Genomic DNA, 19365 nt, shown 5'->3' with positions numbered 1-19365 from the left:
ACCTTTTCTTTCTTTTGTCAATGACTTCTTCTTTCCGAATCCTGCTCGTGCTGCTCTTCCTGACCGGCACTTCAGCCGTAGCACAGCGCTCCAGCAAATCCAGCTCTAAATCCAGCGGAGGCGGGGGCAGCGCCTCGGGCTACAACACCGGCATCGGCCTGCGCGGCGGAGGGTACTCGTCGGGGCTTACCATCAAGCACTTTCTCAGCGGCAAGAACGGCGTGGCCTTCGAAGCCCTGGTGACCACGGAATACAAGGCCCGCGGCGCCCGGGTTACGCTGCTGGGCGAAAAGCACAAGTCTCTGGCGGGCATCAAAGGCCTGCAGTTCTACTACGGCGCGGGCTTCCACGCCGGCTCGTACCAGGGCCGGTATTACTTCGAGGATGAGCGGTTTTACTATAACGGGCGCAAAGGCGACGTCTACATCATCCGGCGGGACTACCGCTACGATGAGAACCGGTACATCGCCTTTGGGGCCGACCTGATTGGCGGCATCGAGTACAAGCTCGAAGACCTGCCCTTCGCGGTCAGCCTCGATTACAAACCCTTCTTCGAGGTATTCAACGGCTACACCGGCTTCTACAACGACGCGGCCGTGAGTTTGCGCTTCGTGTTCTAAGGCGTCGGCCGGGTTCTTTACCCCAGCGTTACCTACCGCTTACTTCCCTTTACCTGGCCCGGCCGGAGCGATGCTCCGGCCGGGCTTTTTTGTATCCGTACTGGCACGGATGCCGCTATCCCGGCCAGTACGCAGACCGGCCCGACGATAAATACGGGGTGGTGCGGATTGCCCCCGCTCCTTCTATAGTTCAATTTTACAATTCCTTATTCCAGTTAATCTACCCGCGTCCTATTGCCTGGATTGCTGGATTTGGCCGGCTGTTCCACCCTTTTCCAGGTCTGCTTATGCGCTTCACCCCTCTCCTGCCCACCTTCCTGCTACGCCCGGGAATCCTGGCTTTCCTGCTGCTCGTCCCGCTGGGCCTGCGCGCCCAGGACCCCGACTCAGGAGGACCAACTCCAACTCCCACCGCCGTGCCCATCGACGGGGGCGCCGGCCTGCTGCTGGCCGCCGGAGCCGCCTACGGCCTGCGCCGACTGCGTCGCCGCTAGTTCGCCGACCAGCCTTGTTTTCCCAACTGCCTTTAAAACTCTTCCTAAAACCTTTTCACCAACCCGTATGAAAAACGTTTCCTCTTTGTTCGCCGGTCTGCTCCTGGCCATCCTTTGCGTCGTATCGGCTCAGGCCCAGACTATCCGCCGCGTCAACAACAACGGCATCACCGGCGTCGACGTGGCCGGCACCAATATCTACAGCACCCTGCAGCTGGCCCACAACGCCGCTTCCAACGGCGACATCATCCAGGTGGAGCCGTCCACTACTTCATATGGAAATCTCAGCTGCAGCAAGTCGCTTACTATCGTGGGGCCGGGCTACTTCCTGAGCCAGAACCAGCCTCCCGCCCTGCAGGCCAGCGTAGTACCAGCCTCCGCCAGCCAGATCTTCTTCAATACCGGTAGCACGGGCAGCACGATTACGGGCATGACCGTTACCTACATCTACCTGAGCACGAGCAACATCAATGTTCTGCGCAACGACGTCAACTACATCTACTTCGGGTATCAGAACGCCTCCAACAACATCGTGGTGCGGCAGAATTACGTGTACCAGCTGGCGTACAACAACTACGTCAACAACAACGTCCTCATCACCAACAACATCATTACCTACAACGCCAGCCTGAACACGGGCAATATAACCGGGGAGTTCAGCAACAACTCCCTGGTCGGCAACGGCGGTGCCTCGTTCGACAACTTCACCGTCCGCAACAACTATTTCGCCAGCGCCCTGACCACGACGGCCAACACCACCTGGAACTACAACCTGCTGGCCCAGGCTTCGCTGCCCACCCTGGGCAGCCAGAGCAACAACACCGCCAACGTAACGGCCGCCAGCGTGTTCGTGCAGACGTCCGGCTCCAACCAGTACGACGGCTGGTACCAGCTGAAGGCCGGCACCAACCCGGCCCGCAGCACCGGCCAGGGCGGCGTCGACATCGGCGCGACAGGCTCGGCCACGGGCTACGCCTACCGCCTGGCTGGCATTCCGGCCGTGCCCACCATCTACCAGCTCAACCAAAGCGTGTCGGGCAACTCCCTGAACGTGACCATCGGCACCCGCTCCAATAACTAGGGCGTCCTCGTTCTACCGACTCCTTTATGAAAAGGCTTCAATTTTTCGGACCCGGCCGTCAGGCGCGCGGACCGGCCGGCTGGTGGTGGCTGATGGCCCTGCTGCTGACCGCAACCGGCCTGACGCACGGGCAAACCCTGCCCGTCACGAGCGGGCTGCAACTGCACCTGAAGGCGGATGCCGGCGTAACCAGCAGCGGCGACGTTGTCAGCACCTGGGCTGATCAGAGCGGCAACGGTTACAACGTTTCGCAGGCCACGGCCAGCCGCCGGCCCCAGCTGGTGGCGAACAGCACCATCAACGGCCGCCCGGCCCTGCGCTTCAACACCGTGGCCGACGGCGGCACCGATTACCTCAACAACGTAGCCGCCAGCCTGATGGTCAGCGGCAGCCCGAACACCGTGTTTGTGGTAGCCCGGGCCACGGCCACCTCGAATGGGGGCGTGCCCTTCACGAACCGGCGCACGACCCGGCTGATGTCGTACCAGCTCGGTTTCGGCAGCGGCGCGTTCTACGTGTATTCGGATGGGGTAAACGCTAACAACAACGCCTCTACCGCCGACCTGCGCACCACGATCCGCAACCCGTTCATCGGCACCTTCCGCTCCGGAGGTCCGGCCAGCATTCTGAACGTGACGGTAAACGGGGCCGCCCAGGCAGTAAACCAGCCGTCGGGCATGAGCACGGAAAGCGGGGCGGCGGGCTTCACCGTCGGCACCCGCGAAGACCTGATTACGACCTCTCCCTGGACGGGCGACTACGCCGAGCTGATCGTCTACAACCGGGCCCTGAACAGCTCCGAGCAGACGCAGGTGGAAACCTACCTGAGCAACAAGTACGGCGTGGCGACAGTGGCAAATCCGAGCCCCGTCTCGGACCCGCCCGCCATCACCGGCTTCACCCCCGCCAGCGGTACGGCCGGCACCTCGGTTATCATCAGCGGCACGAATCTGCATAGCCCTTCGGGCGTCACGTTTAACGGAACGGCTGCCACCTTCACCAGTGGCGGCAGCACCCAGCTGACGGCCGTAGTTCCCGCCGGAGCCACCACCGGCCCCATCGTCGTGACTACGGCGGCGGGCTCGGCATCGACGAGCAGCCTGGCTACTTCCAGCTTTACGGTGACGGCCGCCCCGGCCATCAGCGGCTTTACGCCGACCAGCGCCGGCGCGGGAACCCCGGTTTCCATCACCGGCACCGACCTGACGGGCGTCACGGGAGTTGCTTTCGGGGGCATTGACGCGGCCTCGTTTACCATCACCTCCGGCACCGGCATCACGGCCACTCCGGCCGCGCAGGGGGGCTCGGGCCCGATTACGCTGAAATATGGCACGACTCAGTCGGTGAGCAGCGCCGGCAGCTTCCAGTTTCTGCTGCCCACCATCACCCGGGTGGAATACTTCCTTGATGCCGACCCGGGCTTCGGCTCGGCTACGGCCCTGCCGGTAGCTACGCCCGCCGCCGATTTGAGCCTTGCGGCCAGCATCGACCTGAGCAGCCTGAGTCCGGGCTTTCACCAGCTGGGCATCCGCAGCCGGGATGCCGGCAACCAGTGGAGCCAGACTGCTACGCGCACGTTTTACTACGAGCCCAGCGCGACGCTGCCGGCCGGCAACGTAACCCGCATTGAGTATTTCCTCGACGCTGACCCCGGCTTTGGCAACGCCATTAACGTGCCCTTCACTGCCGCCACCGATGTAAGCGGCCTGGCCGTGACCATCGACCTGACGGGCGTAACGCCCGGCTTCCACCAACTGGGCGTCCGCAGCCGCGACGCGGCCGGCAAGTGGAGCTTGACCTCGGCGCGTACCTTTTACTACGAGCCCAGCGCCACGCTAGCCGCGGGCAACATCAGCAAGGTTGAGTACTTCCTTGACGCAGACCCGGGCTTCGGCAACGCTACCGACGTACCGGCCGCCGCCGCTACCGATGTCAGCGGGCTGGCTTTTGCCGTAAACCTGAGCAGCCTGAGTCCAGGCTTTCACCAGCTGGGCGTCCGCAGCCGGGACGCCGCCGGAAAGTGGAGTCTGACCTCCACGCGCACGTTCTACTACGAACCCAGCGCGACGCTGGCCGCCGGCAACGTAACCCGGGTAGAATATTTCCTGGATAATGACCCGGGCTTTGGCAACGCCATTAACGTGCCCTTCACGGCGGCTACCGATGTGAGCGGGCTGGCCGTGACCGTTGACCTTACCAGCATAGCCACCGGGTTTCATAACCTGCAGGTCCGTAGCCGCGATGCGGCCGGCAAGTGGAGCCTGACCTCAGTGCGCAGCTTCTACTACGAACCGGTGCTGGCCTCCGCCCCCAACATTACCCGCATTGAATACTTCTTCGACAACGACCCCGGCTTCGGCAGCGGCACCAGCGTAGCACTGACGGCAGCTCCGGATATCACCGGGTTCACGTTCGTGGCCGATGCCACTGCCCTGCCCGATGGCGCCCACAGCCTGTTCGTCCGCTCCCGCGACGCCAACAACAAGTGGAGCCTGGTGTCGAAGCGTGACTTCGTGAAAAACGGCTGCGCCTCGTCCAACAACCTGGCGGCTGACCTTCCGGCCGCCAGCTACGCCCAGTCGGGCGCGTACGCAGGCTCGGCGCAGAACGCCTTCAACGGCAGCGGATGGAACGCGGGTGGTTACTCGGGCACCATTCAGGCCGACCTGGGCACTGCCCAGCAGCTGACGGAACTCCGGTTTACGCCCACGCCTTCCCCGGCAACGGGCGGTTCGGTCCAGATTCAGACCTCGGCCAACCTATCGACCTGGACTACGGTGGAAACCTACAATGGCCCGTTCACCAGCGGGGTACCGGTGGTTCGCTCGTACAGTAGCGCTCCGCTCACCAACGTGCGTAGCATCCGCCTGGTCTTCAGCTGGGGCAGTTCCTGGGTTTCGGTCAGCAACGTGGGTGCCTACAACTTCAACTGCGCGGGTCCGAGCATCATCAGCTTTACGCCGACCAGTGGCCCCGGCGGCACGTCGGTCGACATCACCGGCACCAACCTGACCGGCGCCACGGCCCTGACCTTTAATGGGGTAGCGGCCCAGAGCTTCGTGGTGAATTCGGCTACCAGCATCACGGCCGTGGCCCCGAACGGAGGCAGCACCGGCCAGATCTGCGTGACCACACCCAGCGGTACGGCCTGCTCGAGCACCAACTACACCTACCCGCCCACCATTGCCACGGGTACGGTATCCCCCACGACGTTCTGCAGCACCACCACTATTTCGGTGCCGTTCACGACGAATACCGGGGCCTACAATGCCGGCAACCAGTTCAAGTTCCAGCTCTCGGATGCCAGCGGCAACTTCACGGCCGGCTCCCGCCTGTACGGCGCTTCGGTAAGCATCAATGCCACGGGCGGCACCGTGTCCGACTCCCTGGCTTTCCGCACGCCGGCCGGCTCCGGCTACCGGGTGCGGGTGGTGAGCACCAATCCTGTGATTGTGGGTACGCCCAACGCGGTGGACCTGACGGTGCGGGCACTGCCGGTGGCTACGGCCAGCAGCAACTCCCCGGTGGTGTACAACGGCACGATTCAGCTCTCGGCCGGTCCGGCCGGGCAAAGCGCCTATCAGTGGTACGCGCGCTATACCGGCGGGGGCTCGGCCTTTGTCGGCTCGGGCGCTTCGCTGAACCTGACCAACGCCCAGCCTTCGCAGAGCGGCAAGTACTTCGTGTACGTGACCAACAGCGGCGGCTGCCAGGACTCGGCTTCGGTGAACGTGCTGGTGCAGCCCAACGCGGTGCCGGTCCTGACCATGAGTCAGTTCGGCTACAACGGCTGCGCAGGCGCTTCGCTTAACGTAGGTTTCTCGGTAAGCGGCAACAACTTCCTGGCCGGCAACACTATCACGGCCCAGCTCTCGGATGCCAGCGGCTCGTTTACCGCCCCGGCGACCATCGGCTCGGTTGCCTTTACCGGCCAGGGCAGCGGCGCCGTGCCGATTACGATTCCGACCGGCACGCCTACGGGCACGGGCTACCGCATCCGGCTGGTAGGCTCCAACCCCGGCGTGACCAGCCAGACCGACAACGGCTCGAACCTGAGTCTGACAACCCAGCCCACTGCTGCGCCGAGCTCCAACTCGCCGGTGGCCTACGGCAGCTCGATTCAACTGTTGGCCCAGGCCGTGGCCGGGGCTTCCTACTTCTGGATTGGCCCGAACTTCAGCTCCACGCAGCAGAACCCGGTTATTCCTAACGCCACGCAGGCCAATGCCGGCACCTACACGCTGTTCGTGACGGTAAACGGCTGCCAGAGCCCGGGCATGACAACCCAGGTAACGGTAAATCCCTCGGCCCAGCCTATCCTGACGATGGCGCAGTTCAACGGCACGCTCTGCCCCGGTACGTCGCTGAACGTGGGCTTCTCGGTAGCCGGCAACACCTTCGGCGCGGGCAACATCATCACGGCCCAGCTCTCGGATGCCGCCGGCTCTTTTGCTGCGCCCACCACCATCGGCTCGGTCGCCTTTACCGGCCAGGGCAACGGCTCGGTAACGGTGACCCTGCCCCAGAACCAGACGGCCGGCACGGGCTACCGCATCCGCCTGACCGGCTCGAACCCGGCGGTGGTCAGCCAGACCGACAACGGCTCGAACCTGACGATTCCGGTGACGCTGGTGGCCACGGCCACGGGCAACTCCCCGGTTCCTTTCGGCGGCACGATTCAGCTGAGTGCCGGTCCGGCCGGGGCCTCGTCGTACCAGTGGTATGTAAACTACACCGCCGGCGGCTCGGCCTTTGTAGGCAACGGCGCTTCGCTGAACCTGACCAACGCCCAGCCTTCGCAGAGCGGCCGGTACTTCGTGATGGTAAACAACGGGGGCTGTCAGGACTCGGCTTCGGTGCGCATCCTGGTACAGCCCGCACCCACCACGACGGTAGCCCTGACCACTTTCGGCGGGGACTTCTGCGCGGGTTCGTCGCGGAGCATCAGCTACGCCATCCAGGGCGCTGACCTGAACGCAGGCAACCTGCTGTCGGCCCAGCTGTCGGATGCCAGCGGCTCATTTGCCGCTCCCACCACCATCGGCTCCATCAGCCGGTCAACGGCCGGCTCCGGCTCGTTCACCATTACCTGGCCTACCTCCCTGCCCGCCCAGGGCCTGGGGTACCGGGTGCGACTGGTGAGCAGCTCGCCGGTGTACCTGAGCAACGACAACGGCAGCAACCTCACGCTTACCAACGTCGCCAACGCCCAGGTGAGCAGCAACTCCCCGGTGACGGCGGGCAGCTCCATTCAGCTGTCGGCCACGGCTATCAGCGGAGCGGCGTACAGTTGGACGGGCCCGAACGGCTTCAATAGCAGCCAGGCCAGCCCCACGCTGGCCAACGCCAGTGCCGCCAACCAGGGCACCTACTTCCTGACCATTTCGCGGGACGGCTGCTCGACAAACTACTCGACTTTCGTGACCATGAACACCCCGGTGGTGGCCTCGATTTCGACGGGCTCCATTGCCGGTGGCTACTGCCCCGGCGCCCCGGTGAACGTGGGCTTCACGGCCTCCGGCATGAGTGCCGGCAACGTGTTCACGGCCCAGCTGTCGGATGCCAGCGGCTCGTTTGCTTCTCCGGCGGTGCTGGGTACGCTGACCGGGACCGGCTCGAACGTTATTGCCGGTACGATTCCGGCCAACACGCCTTCCGGCACCGGCTACCGGATCCGGGTGGTGGGCTCCGCTCCTGCCACCCTCGGCTCCGACAACGGCTCGAACCTGGCCATTACGGCGGCGGGCTCCTTTACCTGGACCGGCGGCTTCAGCACCGACTGGTTTGACGGGCGCAACTGGAGCTGCGGCACGGTGCCCACCGCTACCAGCAACGTCACCATCGGGGCGGGTGCGAGCTTCTACCCGGTTGTAGTGGGCAACGGGGCCGTGGTGAACAACATCACCGTGGTCAGCGGCGCCCAGTTCGTGGTGAACTCCTCGTTCACGATTTACGGCAACGTCACCAACTTCGGTACCTGGAACCCCGGCGGCAGCTACGTCTTCGCCGGCTCGGGCACCCAGGTTATCGGGGGCAGCACGGCGGTGTACTTCGGCAGCGTGACGGTGAACTCCACGCTCAGCCTGAGCAACAACATCTTCGTGAGCGGCAACTGGCTGAACAACGGCTCCTTCCTGGGTAGCACCTACGCCGTCACCTGGAACGGCACCGGGGTGCAGACCATCGGCGGCACGCAGAGCACCTCATTCTACCACTTCATCAACCAGAACCTGACGGGCCTGACGCTGAACCGCCTGATCTACGTGGGCGGCAACTGGACCAACAACGGCGTGTTCCTGGCCGGTGGCTACGGCACGATCTTCAACGGCGCCGGCGTGCAGGTGATTGGCGGCTCCGTGGTCACGAACTTCTATGACCTGACCATCACCAACACGGTGGGCGTGACGCTGAACACCGGCATCGGGCTGGGTGGCACCTTTACCAACAACGGGGTGCTGACGACCGGCGTGCACTCGGTGACCTTCAACGGCAGCGTGGCCCAGACCATCGGGGGCTCGACCCAGACCATTTTCCACGACGTGATTATCAACAACACCGTCGGCGTTTCGCTGGTGTCGGATATCTACGTGCGGGGCAACTGGATCAACAACGGGCAGTTCGTGGCCTCATCCAACCGCGTGATTTTCGACGGCACCGTCGCCCAGATTATCGGCGGCACGCAGGTCACCTACTTCCACGCCCTGACCCTGAACAACCCGGTGTCGGTGACGCTGAACTACAACATCTACGTGCTGGGCAACTTCGTCAACAGCGGGGTGTTCTACGGCTACACGCAGGTGGGCGGGGTGTACACGGGCTACTACGTGCGCTTCGGCGGCTCGGCAGCCCAGGTTATCAGCGCCAACCAGACCACGTACTTCTGGCACTTCTACGCCGACAACGCCGCGGGCATCAGCCTGGCGACGAACATCCACGTGGCCGGCAACTACTACCTGTACCAGGGCTCGTTCAACCCCGGCACCTTTACGGTGTACTTCAACGGCACGAGCGGCGTGGTGCAGACGGTAGGCGGCTACACCGACCTGAGCTTCTACGGCTGGAACATCGGGAGCGGGGCCCAGGTGCGGCTGCTGCGCAGCATGACGATGCTGGGCTCGTTCTTCAACGACGGCACCTTCTACGGCTACAACCTGGTGGGCGGCGTGTACACGGGCTACACCGTCCTGTTCGGCGGCTCGTCGGCCCAGGTGCTCAACGGTGGGGGCACGTACCACTTCTGGAACGTGACCTGGAATAACCTGGCGAGCATCACGCTGAGCCAGTCTATCAATGTACTGGGCAACTGGCTCAACAACGGCGGCTTCGCGGCGGGCACCCACACGGTATTCTTCACCGGCAACGTGGCCCAGTTCATTGGCGGCGCTATCGTGACGAGCTTCTACCACCTGACCATCAACAACTCGGTGAGCGTGACGCTGAACCAGCAGATCAACCTGCTCGGCAACCTGGCCGGCACGGGCATCTTCCTGGCGAATGGGCAGCTGGTGTACTTCAACGGCACCGGTTTGCAGACCATCCTGGTTCATGCTGATTCGCGGTTCCACCACGTGCACTTCAACAACGCCACGTCGGTCACGCTGCTGTCGGACATCTACCTGCTCGGCAACTGGCTCAACGACGGGGGCTTTGTGGCCGGCGGCTACCGGGTGTTCTTCGGGGGCTCGGTGGTGCAGACCATCGGCGGTGGGGTGCTCACAGCCTTCCACCACCTGACCATCGTGAACAACGCCTCGGTGCAGCTTAGCCGGGCCATTACGGTGCTGGGCGACTGGACCACCAACGGCACCTTCGCGGCCAACTCCTTTGTGGTCACGTTTGCCGGCACGGTCAACCAGCTCATCAGCGGCTCGGTTATCGTACCGTTCTACAGCCTTGTTATCAACAACACGGTGGGCGTTACGCTCGGGCAGGATATCCGCCTGATCGGGGGCAACTGGGTGAACAACGGCCGCTTCATCCCGGCCACGTACCGCGTCATCTTCGACGGCACAGTGGCGCAGGTAATCGGCGGCTCGGCTACGACTACCTTCCACGGTCTGACCGTGCTCAACACCACCGGCGTGAGCCTGAGCGGTCCGATCTTCGTGACCGGCAACCTGGTTAACGACGGCGTGTTCACGATTGGCACCCACCTGGTAACCTTCAACGGGACGGTGCTGCAGACCATCGGCGGTACGCAGGTCACCATTTTCAACGGCATCACCTGCGACAACGCGGTGGGCGTGGCTTTGGGCCAGAACATCCGGGTGCGCGGCGACTTCCGCAACCTGGCCCTGTTCACGGCCGGCGGCTACATCGTGTACTTCGACGGGTTGGTGGCCCAGGGCATCTACTGCCCCTCCGGCACACTGACTTTGCACGACGTGACCTTCGCCAATCTGACCGGCGTGACCCTGTTTGACCCGATCTTCGTGACCGGCCACTGGCTGAATAACGGCGGCTTCGTCCACGGCGGGCAGCGGGTGAGCTTCAAGGGCAGCGTCACCCAGCTGATCGGCGGCTCGGTAACCTCGGTGTTCCACCACCTGAGCATCCTGACCGGCGCCACGGTGCAGCTCAACCGCACCATCACGCTGGTCGGCAACTGGATCAACGACGGCACCTTCCTGCACAACAGCCTGCTGGTGACCTTCAATGGCTCGATGCTGCAGACCATCGGCGGCGCCGTGCTCACGGCCTTCTACGACCTGACGGTGAACAACGCGGTGAACGTAAGCCTGGCCCAGAACATCGACGTGGTTCACCACTTCGTAAACCAGGGCGGGTACTGCGGCTGCGGCTTCCGCACCCGCTTCAACGGCACTACGGCGCAGACCATCACCTGCACCTCGGGCCGCACGAGCTTCCACGACCTGACCTTCGACAACGCGGCCGGCGTCACGCTGCTCGACAACATCGGGGTGACGGGCCTGTGGGTAAACAACAGCGGCTTTGTCGCCAACGGCCACCTGGTGGTCTTTAACGGCACCGCCCTGCAAACCATCGGCGGCACCGTGGCTACGGCCTTCCACCACTGGACCATCGAGAACAACAGCCCGGCGGGCGTGACGCTGCTGCGCGACGTGAGTTTGACCGGCAACTGGATCAACAACGGCCGCTACTGCGGCTGCGGGTTCCGGACGCTGTTCAACGGCACGGCGCCCCAGTCCCTGACCTGCACCACGGGCCAGAGCAACTTCCACCACCTGACCCTGGCCAACACCAGCCTGGGCGGCGTTACCCTCACCGGTAACATCAACGTGAGCGGCAACTGGCTGGTGCAGGGAGTCTGGAACCCGCAGTCGAACGTCGTGTTCTTCAACGGCACCGCCGCCCAGAACATTGGCGTTGGCGGCACGGTTACCCAGGCCATCTTCCACGGCATCACGATTTCCAATACCTCCCTGGCCGGCGTCACGCTGAACGCGCCGCTGGTGGTGCGGGGCAACTGGATGAACGACGGCGTGTTCTTCGGCGGCAGCCACACGGTCTTCGCGGCCGGCACTACGGCCCAGACGTTCGGCGGCAGCAGTGCCACCCGGTTCTGGAACTGGACGATCCAGAATCCGGCCGGCGTGAGCTGCACCGGCACCGGCGGTACGGCTACCGTGCCCGCCCTGGGCATCCAGCGTATGCTGACCATGGCCACCGGCTCGGGCAACCTGAGCTGCGGCGGCAACCTGACCCTGCTTTCCGACGCTACCGGCACGGCCATGGTGGTAAACGAGCCCGGTGGGGGCATCTGCACCGGCACTGCCACCATGCAGCGCTTCATCACCGGCCTGACCAACCCCGGCTACCGGCACTACGCCTCGCCGATGCAGCTGAACTCGGCCACGGTGAACGAGTTTGCCGACGACCTGCCGGTGTTTGAGCTGAACCCCGCTTACAACACCCAGGGCGCTACGGTGACGCCCTTCCCCACTCTGTTTCAGTACGACGAGACCCGCCTGAACTCGACGGCCAATAACCGCTTCGACCAGGGCTGGATGGTGCCTACCGCTACCGACAACCTATTGCCCGGCCGGGGCTACTCGGCCCAGACGGACCCGGGCACGACGGTTGACATCAGCGGGGTGCTGCAGAACGGCAGTGTAGGCTTTAGCCTCGGCCGCGGTGGCTTCAGCGGCTCGGGCTGGCACCTGGTGGGCAACCCCTACCCCGCTCCCATCGACTGGGACGTGGTACGCTCCACCAGCGGCATGCTCAACGGCGTGGCCGATGCCACCTACGTGTTTGCGCCCTCAGGCCGCTACACCGGCACCTACCGCTCGTACGTGAACGGCTTCGGCACTAACGGTGCTACTAAGGACATTGCCTCCATGCAGGGCTTCTTCGTGCGGGCTACCGCGGCCTCGGCTTCCATCGCCATGACCAACGCCGTGCGGGCCACAAGCTACGTGTCGCCGGTATTCAGCCGCGGCACGGCCGGCAACCCGGCCGCTCAGCCCAAGCCCTCGGCCCGCCTGAACGTGCGCAGCGCCGCGGGCCTGACCGATGAGGCCGTCATCTACTTCGAGCAGGGCGCTGACCTTGGCTTCAGCCCGAAGCACGACGCCTACAAGGTGCAGCTCAACGGCAACGGTGTACCCACGCTGTGGAGCGTAGCCGGCACCGGCAGCATGTCCATCAACGGTCTGCCCGACCTGGCCACGGCCCCCAGCATCCCGCTGGGCGTGCGCGTCAGCCAGACCGGCACCTACACCCTGAATGCCGCCGCGCTGCTCAACCTGCCGGCCGGTACCCAGATGTGGCTCGAAGACCGCGTGCTGAACCGCCGCCAGAACCTGGCTGCCGACTCCAGCTACACCTTCCAGATGGACGCTGCCTACACCGGCTCACGCTTCTTCCTCTGGTTCCAGGCCGGCCGCGTCACGGCCACGACCAACGGCGCCCTCGATGCCCGCACCGCCCTCTATCCCAACCCTACGACCGGTGTGGCAACGCTGGAGCTGAGCGGTCTGCGCGAGCAGGGCAGCGTGCGGGTAGAAGTGCTGAACCTGCTGGGTCAGATGGTGCAGAACCATACTATAAAGCCCCGCCAGGGCATCGTGGAGCATAAGCTGGATCTAAGCCAGCTGCCGACCGGCGTATATACGGTGCGCATCCACACGGCCGAAGGGCTGGTGGTCAAGCGCCTCGTGCGGCAATAGTCAGCCTACGTTTTTCATCACGCACATTCAACCCGCCGGGCTTCCCGGCGGGTTGTTTTTTTGTAACGGCAGGTACAGTTTGGATGTAGTGCTCTTGCTTTCTGCATATGGCCGCTCCGGGCGGTCAGCCCGTATGCAGGGCCGGGCCGGAGTTACTTCCCACGGCCCCTCCCCGGCTATGTTCGATCCTCCCCTCGCTGCCCTCGAAGTCCTGCTCACCACCAATGCCCCACCGGCCGACCGGCTGCAGCAGGCCCTCGAGCTGGTCGGTCCGTACCTGCGCGCCGACCGCTGCTTTCTGTACGTGCGCAACCCAGACCTGGGCCGGGGCCGGATTGCCTTCGTGTGGCGCCTGGATGAGGCAGTGCCCGACCCGCGCCACGACTGGCAGGACGACACCGGTGAGCTGCCGACCATTGACCCCTTGTTTCGGGCCGCCCTGGCCGCCAAGCCGTCCGTGTTCGTGGACGACGTAACCGAGGCGGGGCCGGAAGTGCTGAACCAGGACTTTGAGCGCACCACCTTTGGCCACCGGGCCCTGGTGCACGCCCACATCACCGAGCACGACCGGCTGTGGGGCATTTTGCAGCCCTGCGTTTTTGGCCACCCTCACCATTGGACGTCCGCGGAACGCGACTTCCTGAACGCCGTCGTACCGCTGTTTCTACCCGTGGTGCAAGCGTATATGCACGAGGTTGGGTCTGGTTAGCTAGTTTATTAAAGCGACCTTGGTGATTGGGAGTTTCACCGGCGTAGCTATCAACGATTCGGGCCACTTTAAGCTGCCAACTCCTCCGTGGGGCAGCACCAACAGGCGACGACCTGCCGGCAAGAGCGGGGCATTCACGTAAGCTTTACCTTCAGTCCTCACCGCGACCTCACGCCAATGCCGAATACTTATTCTGCTTTCTTCTGGTCGGTCTTTGCCAGGCTAGTATTGGCTATAGGGCCCCTGCTTGTGCTGACTACGTGCGCCGCCCCTTTGCAGCTTGCATCGGCAACATCACCTACCCGCTCAGTAACTCGCCCCATCGCTGATCAGGCAGCCATTGCGCGGGCGCAGGTGTACACCAACTGGTTTTTTGCCGGGAAGTCTGATAGCTTATGGGCGGCACTTAGTCCCCGCGGTCGCCGGCGCTTCCCGACCCCAGGCAGCTGGGCTGCCTTACGCGCCCAGGTGCTGCCTGTGCTGCCCGGGTTCGAGCGGGTGCTCAGCGACAGTGTCTCGCGCAATGATACGCTGGTCTCGGTCTATCAGTATGGTATCGGTGCCCGCGATGGGGTCACGTACTACGTGAAGTGGGTCATGCGCCCGGGCAACTTTCAGATCAGCAGCTTTGCCGCGTCGGATGCGGGATGGGTAGCCCAGACCCCAGTCAGTGACTACCGCCCCCGGACCAAATTGAGCCTGCCTTTCCAGGGGGAGTGGATCGTATTCTGGGGCGGGCCCACCGTCGCGCAGAATTATCACGCCGCGTACGCGCACCAGCGCTTCGCCATGGACTTGATGCCTGCCTCTGACAGCCTCTTGATTTGGCGGGCGTCCCGCGGCGAGAAGGTTCAGCTTACTGATTTTGCCTGTTTCGGCTCTCCCGTGCTGGCCCCGGCGGCAGGCAAGGTCGTGGCCTGCCTGGACACGGTTCCGGATAACGCAGTGGGCAAATTTCATCCGACTGCTGAGTTTGGGAACTACGTGGTGATTCAGCACACGAGCGGTGAATATTCATTTCTCGGCCACCTGCGTCAGGGCAGCCTGCAAGTGAAAAGGGGCGACCGGGTCCAGGCCGGCATCAAAGTAGGAGAATGCGGCAACAGCGGCCGCACCACGGCCCCTCATTTACATTACGACCTGATAACCAGAAAGCAGTTAAACGCGGTACCCTAAGCTTACCGGCCGTGTTTTATCAGTACTACGCCGGCTCCAAGCTGATTGGGCGGGGGCAACCTGAGCGGTGGCAACGGCTACGGCCCTCTCCCCGGAAGGCTCGTAGCAAGTAGATGACGGCATCCGGGAAAGATGACAACACGGGCCGGCGTTGGCTCTTTAAGTTCTGGCAACCCTGCCCAGTCCATAGTGCTGTGGGTTCCTACCGCACTACAATCACGCGGCCGTAGGGGCAGTGTTAGTACGGGCGGGGTTCTACCGCGCGCCGGGGAGTTACCATAACCGGAGCCGGCCGCACCACCCGCACCGGGCAGCGGTAATGCACGGGTTGGGGCCGGTAGGTGGGCTCCATGCCGAGGGCGATGGGCACCGCGGCTACGCAGCCCAGCAGCACCTGGAAGGCCAGAAGAGTCAGCAGAAGCAGAAACGGGCGGTTTTTATGACGAAGGCAGGTGAGGCAGCACCACGCGCGGTGCGGGAGTTAGCTGCTGCCAACGGCTTGGTGTTTAAGCACCCCCGCTGCTGCTACAGGGCAATGCGGTACGTCATATCGGTGGCGCCCCCGAACAGGCCGTAGCCGGGCCGGATGTTGGACACCAGCGGGGCAGGTTCAGCCAGGGGGTTGCCCGAGCTGTCGTAATAGCGGCGCCGGGAAAGAAAGAAGTTATAGGTATCGGCCGTGATGCTGCTGATGCGCACTTCGATAAAGCCCGGGTCGGGGCAGCCGCCCGGGCACCGCTCGGGATAGAACATGACGTCGGAAAGCAAAGTCAGGCGCTGCCCGTTCACGCCGGCGTCCGAAAACGGGTATAGGCTATACTCCTGCTGGGTGCTCGACAACCCAAACTGCCCTACCCCGGCCACGCTGAGCTGGCTGTCGTAGTCCAGCTGCACTGATGACCACCCGCCGGGCTGGCCCTGACGGTCGAGCACCCGGGCGTAGGCCATGTAGTAGTCCGTCGTAGCAGCATTATCCTGTAGCACCACGGTCAGGCGGCCGCGCCGCTCGTCGGGGTTACCGCCGGGGCTGGTGCCGGTGCGAAGCACGAAGCTGCCGCTTTCCACCACTGCCGGCGCCGGCATCGTCAGCGTGCTTTCGGCCGGGGGCAGGCCGGGCACGGTGGCTCGCAGGGTATAGGTCTGCCCCGGCTGAGTCTGCAAGCCCATCGTGGGCGCGTAAAAGCCGGGCGGGCCCGGAAACTGCCCCCTCTGACCTACCGGCCGGAACCGCTCCACCACCGTGCCGGCCGCGTCGCGGATTTCCACGGTGGCATCGGTGCGGCCGGTCAGCGGAGCAGTTGAGAATACGCGCTGGCTATTGCTCACGTAAAGCCGGCGCTGGTCATAAAGCTCGTTGTAGGATGAGTCGGTGGTGTTGTTGGGCAGCGTATACTTCAGGGCCACGCTGGGCGTGTGCGGGGGCTCGGGCAGCGTCAGCGTGGTTTCGCAGGCGCTCAGGGCCAGCGTAGCCAGGGTAGTGGCGAGAGTCAGCGTGGGTTTCATAGCGGATGTCTGTTGATTGCTGATTGTTGATTGTTAGTGGTTGATTGTCGGGAAATGCCAGAACCAATCAACCATTAGCAATCAACAATTCACTTAAAACTTAAAGCTTTTGCTGAAGGAGGGAATGATGGGGAACAGGGACACCTGCTTGTACACGGCCTCCACCATGCCGCCCGACGGGGTGCTATAGCCCTGGTCGAGGTAGATGTAAAAGGGATTCTTGCGGCTGTAGGCGTTGTAGAGGCTGAAGCTGTTCACGATTTCGCCCCACTTCTTCTTTTTGGTGTGGCTCAGGTCCAGGTCCAGGCGGTGGTAGGCGCGCATGCGGTAGGAGTTGCGCGGACCGTAGTCCTCGAAGTCGTCGAAGGGTCCGAGCTGGTAGCGCCCCTGCGAGAGCGTGGTGGCGTTGCCGGTGCCGTACACCCAGGTGCCCGACAAGGTGAGCGTGGGGCTGAACTGGTGAATCACGACCAGGGATGCGTCGTGGCGCCGGTCATATTTGTAGGGGTACAGGCGCCCTTGGTTGAGCTCCGGAAACTTGCGGTTGCTCCAGGCCAGGGTGTAGCCGATCCAGCCCGTCGTCTTGCCCGACTTCTTCTGCAGGAATACCTCCCCGCCGTAGGCCCAGCCCTGCCCGCTCGTGACCTTCGACTCCCAGTCGCTGTCAGTGGTGCCCAGGAAGTCGGCGCCCTCCCGGAACTCGATCAGGTTGTTCATCGGCTTGTAGTAGGCCTCGAAGCTCAACTCGAAGTCCTCGTCGTGGAAGCGCAGGTCCTTGGCCGCGCCTACGGCAAACTGCTGGGCCGTCTGGGGCTTGATCTTCGCCGTGGCCGGCACCCACAGGTCGGTGGGCAGGCCGATGCCGCTGTTGGTGAGCAGGTGAATAAACTGGGAGGTGCGGGCGTAGGAAGCCTTCAGCGACACGTCCTCGGTCAGCATAAAGCGGGCCGACACCCGGGGCTCGGGCGAGTGGTACACCTTCTTATTCACCAGGAACGTGTTGTAGCGCACGCCCAGGTTCACCTTCAGCCGCTCGCTCACCCGGTAGTCGTCCTCCACGTACAGGCCGGCCTCGCTGGCCCGCACCCGGCTCCCGATATTCACCTCGTCGGTGGGCACGCCCAGGTCGCCCTTGGCCTGCACGGCGCCGGGCCGGAACTGGTGCAGAATGTACTGCCCTCCGAAGCGCACGTAGTGGTTGGGGTTGGGCACGAAGTCGTAGTCCTGCTTGATGCTCCAGTCCTGGATGTTGGACAGGTAAGCCAGGGAAAACTTGTCGGTTTTCAGGTCGGTGCCCTGGTAGTAGCGGTTTTCCGACTCTACTCCCACCAGAAACTGGTAGCGGGTGTAAGTGAGGTGGGTGTTCATGAACAGCCGGTCGTTCACCACGCGGTTCCAGCGCAGGGCGGCGGTGCGGTTGCCCCAGCCCAGGCCGCTGTCGAGCCGGTCGTACTCCTCCCCGCGCTTTTCCTCGGTGTCGGCGTAGAACTTGTCGTTGCCGGCGTAGCCGCTCAGGTAGAGCCGGTCCCGGGCCCCGACTTTCCAGTTCAGCTTGCCGTTGAGGTCGTAGAAGTAGTAGCCGGCACTCACGCCCTCGGTAGCCAGCTTGACCAGGGGCTGGGTGAGCACGTCGATGTAGGTGCGACGGGCCGAGAAGATAAAGGACGCGGTGTCTTTCTTGATCGGTCCTTCCAGGGTGATGCGGGAGGCAATGATACCCACGGCCCCTTCGCCGTGGAACTTCTCCATGTTGCCTTCCTTCATCGAGATGTCGAGCACCGACGACAAGCGGCCGCCGTACCGGGCCGGGAAGCCACCCTTGATCAGCTCCACGTTCTTGATGGCATCGGCATTGAACACCGAGAAGAAGCCGAACAGGTGGGCCGCGTTGTAGACCGGGGTGCCGTCGAGCAAAATCAGGTTCTGGTCGGGGGAGCCGCCGCGCACGTACAGGCCGCTGCTGCCCTCGCTCCCGCTCTGCACGCCCGGCAGCAGCTGCAGCACCTTCAGCACGTCGGTTTCGCCGAACAAAGCCGGCAGCAGCTTGATCTGACTTACCGGCACGTTGATGGTGCCCATGCGGGTGCTGCGCGAAATCTTCTCTTCCCGGCTGCCCACGACTTCCACCCCGCTCAGCTCCGCCGACAGGGGCTTCAGGCGCACGTCATACGTCAGGCTGCGGTCGGCTTTCAGGCCCAGGCGCTGCTTTTCGTAGCCCAGGTACGACACCAGCAGCTTCACCGAGTCGGCGGCGGGCAACGTCAGGGAGTAGAAGCCGTAGGTGTTGGTGGCGGTGCCCTGCCCGGTGGCGGGGTTTACCACGGCCACCCCAATCAGGCTTTCCCCGGTGGCGCCGTCGCGCACGTGTCCGCTGATGGTGAAGCGGCCGGGCTGCTGGGCCAGGGCAGCCGGGGCGGTCAGCAAACCCAGGCCCAGCAGAATCAGGCGAAAAGGTGAAGTCATACGGTATGTTGCTCGTGAATGCGGCAGGATGACGGCGTAGCGGAGGCGCTGGCTTGGGGAAGGCGGCCCCTACGCTCTGCGTAGAGGAGGCCGGAAGCGGCCGGCTGGTTGCCTGCCCCCACAAAAAAAGCCGGCCGCTTGGAAACGACCGGCTTTCGGAATTAGT

At 63.8% G+C, this 19365-nt stretch carries 9 protein-coding genes; 6 read left to right on the top strand and 3 right to left on the bottom strand.

Annotated elements, in window-relative coordinates; all coding sequences use genetic code 11:
* Window positions 1-20 precede the first annotated feature (20 nt).
* The 6 genes from LJY25_RS15045 (at window position 21) to LJY25_RS15020 (ending at window position 15233) form a co-directional block, all read left to right on the top strand.
* Complete coding sequence (locus tag LJY25_RS15045; protein ID WP_227609174.1) at window positions 21-620, top strand: hypothetical protein; 600 nt, start codon at window positions 21-23, stop codon at window positions 618-620.
* Window positions 621-907: 287 nt separating this feature from the next.
* Window positions 908-1114: a PID-CTERM protein-sorting domain-containing protein gene (locus LJY25_RS15040; protein WP_227609173.1), complete on the top strand. Its 207-nt coding sequence runs from the start codon at window positions 908-910 to the stop codon at window positions 1112-1114.
* A 67-nt stretch (window positions 1115-1181) separates the two neighbouring features.
* Window positions 1182-2195, top strand: a complete 1014-nt coding sequence (locus tag LJY25_RS15035) for a right-handed parallel beta-helix repeat-containing protein (protein ID WP_227609172.1) — start codon at window positions 1182-1184, stop codon at window positions 2193-2195.
* 26 nt (window positions 2196-2221) lie between these two features.
* On the top strand, window positions 2222-13348 hold the full coding sequence (locus tag LJY25_RS15030) for a T9SS type A sorting domain-containing protein (protein WP_227609171.1): 11127 nt from the start codon (window positions 2222-2224) through the stop codon (window positions 13346-13348).
* Window positions 13349-13526: 178 nt separating this feature from the next.
* Window positions 13527-14057 (top strand): GAF domain-containing protein, encoded by a 531-nt coding sequence (locus tag LJY25_RS15025; RefSeq protein ID WP_227609170.1) that lies wholly within the window; start codon window positions 13527-13529, stop codon window positions 14055-14057.
* A 468-nt stretch (window positions 14058-14525) separates the two neighbouring features.
* On the top strand, window positions 14526-15233 hold the full coding sequence (locus LJY25_RS15020) for a M23 family metallopeptidase (protein ID WP_227609169.1): 708 nt from the start codon (window positions 14526-14528) through the stop codon (window positions 15231-15233).
* 238 nt (window positions 15234-15471) lie between these two features.
* Here the strand turns inward: LJY25_RS15020 and LJY25_RS15015 are convergent, their stop codons facing one another.
* From LJY25_RS15015 to LJY25_RS15005, 3 genes are all read right to left on the bottom strand, one after another.
* Entirely contained in the window at window positions 15472-15627 is a 156-nt protein-coding gene (locus LJY25_RS15015; protein WP_227609168.1) for a hypothetical protein, read from the bottom strand.
* Window positions 15628-15758: 131 nt separating this feature from the next.
* Entirely contained in the window at window positions 15759-16736 is a 978-nt protein-coding gene (locus LJY25_RS15010) for a DUF4249 domain-containing protein (RefSeq protein WP_227609167.1), read from the bottom strand.
* A gap of 93 nt (window positions 16737-16829) precedes the next feature.
* Window positions 16830-19199: a TonB-dependent receptor gene (locus LJY25_RS15005; protein WP_227609166.1), complete on the bottom strand. Its 2370-nt coding sequence runs from the start codon at window positions 19197-19199 to the stop codon at window positions 16830-16832.
* Window positions 19200-19365 lie beyond the last annotated feature (166 nt).

Source organism: Hymenobacter translucens (assembly GCF_020685205.1).
GTDB classification, from domain to species: domain Bacteria; phylum Bacteroidota; class Bacteroidia; order Cytophagales; family Hymenobacteraceae; genus Hymenobacter; species Hymenobacter translucens.
The sequence above is the reverse complement of the archived record's forward strand: the minus strand, read 5'-3'. Positions and strand labels throughout refer to the sequence as shown.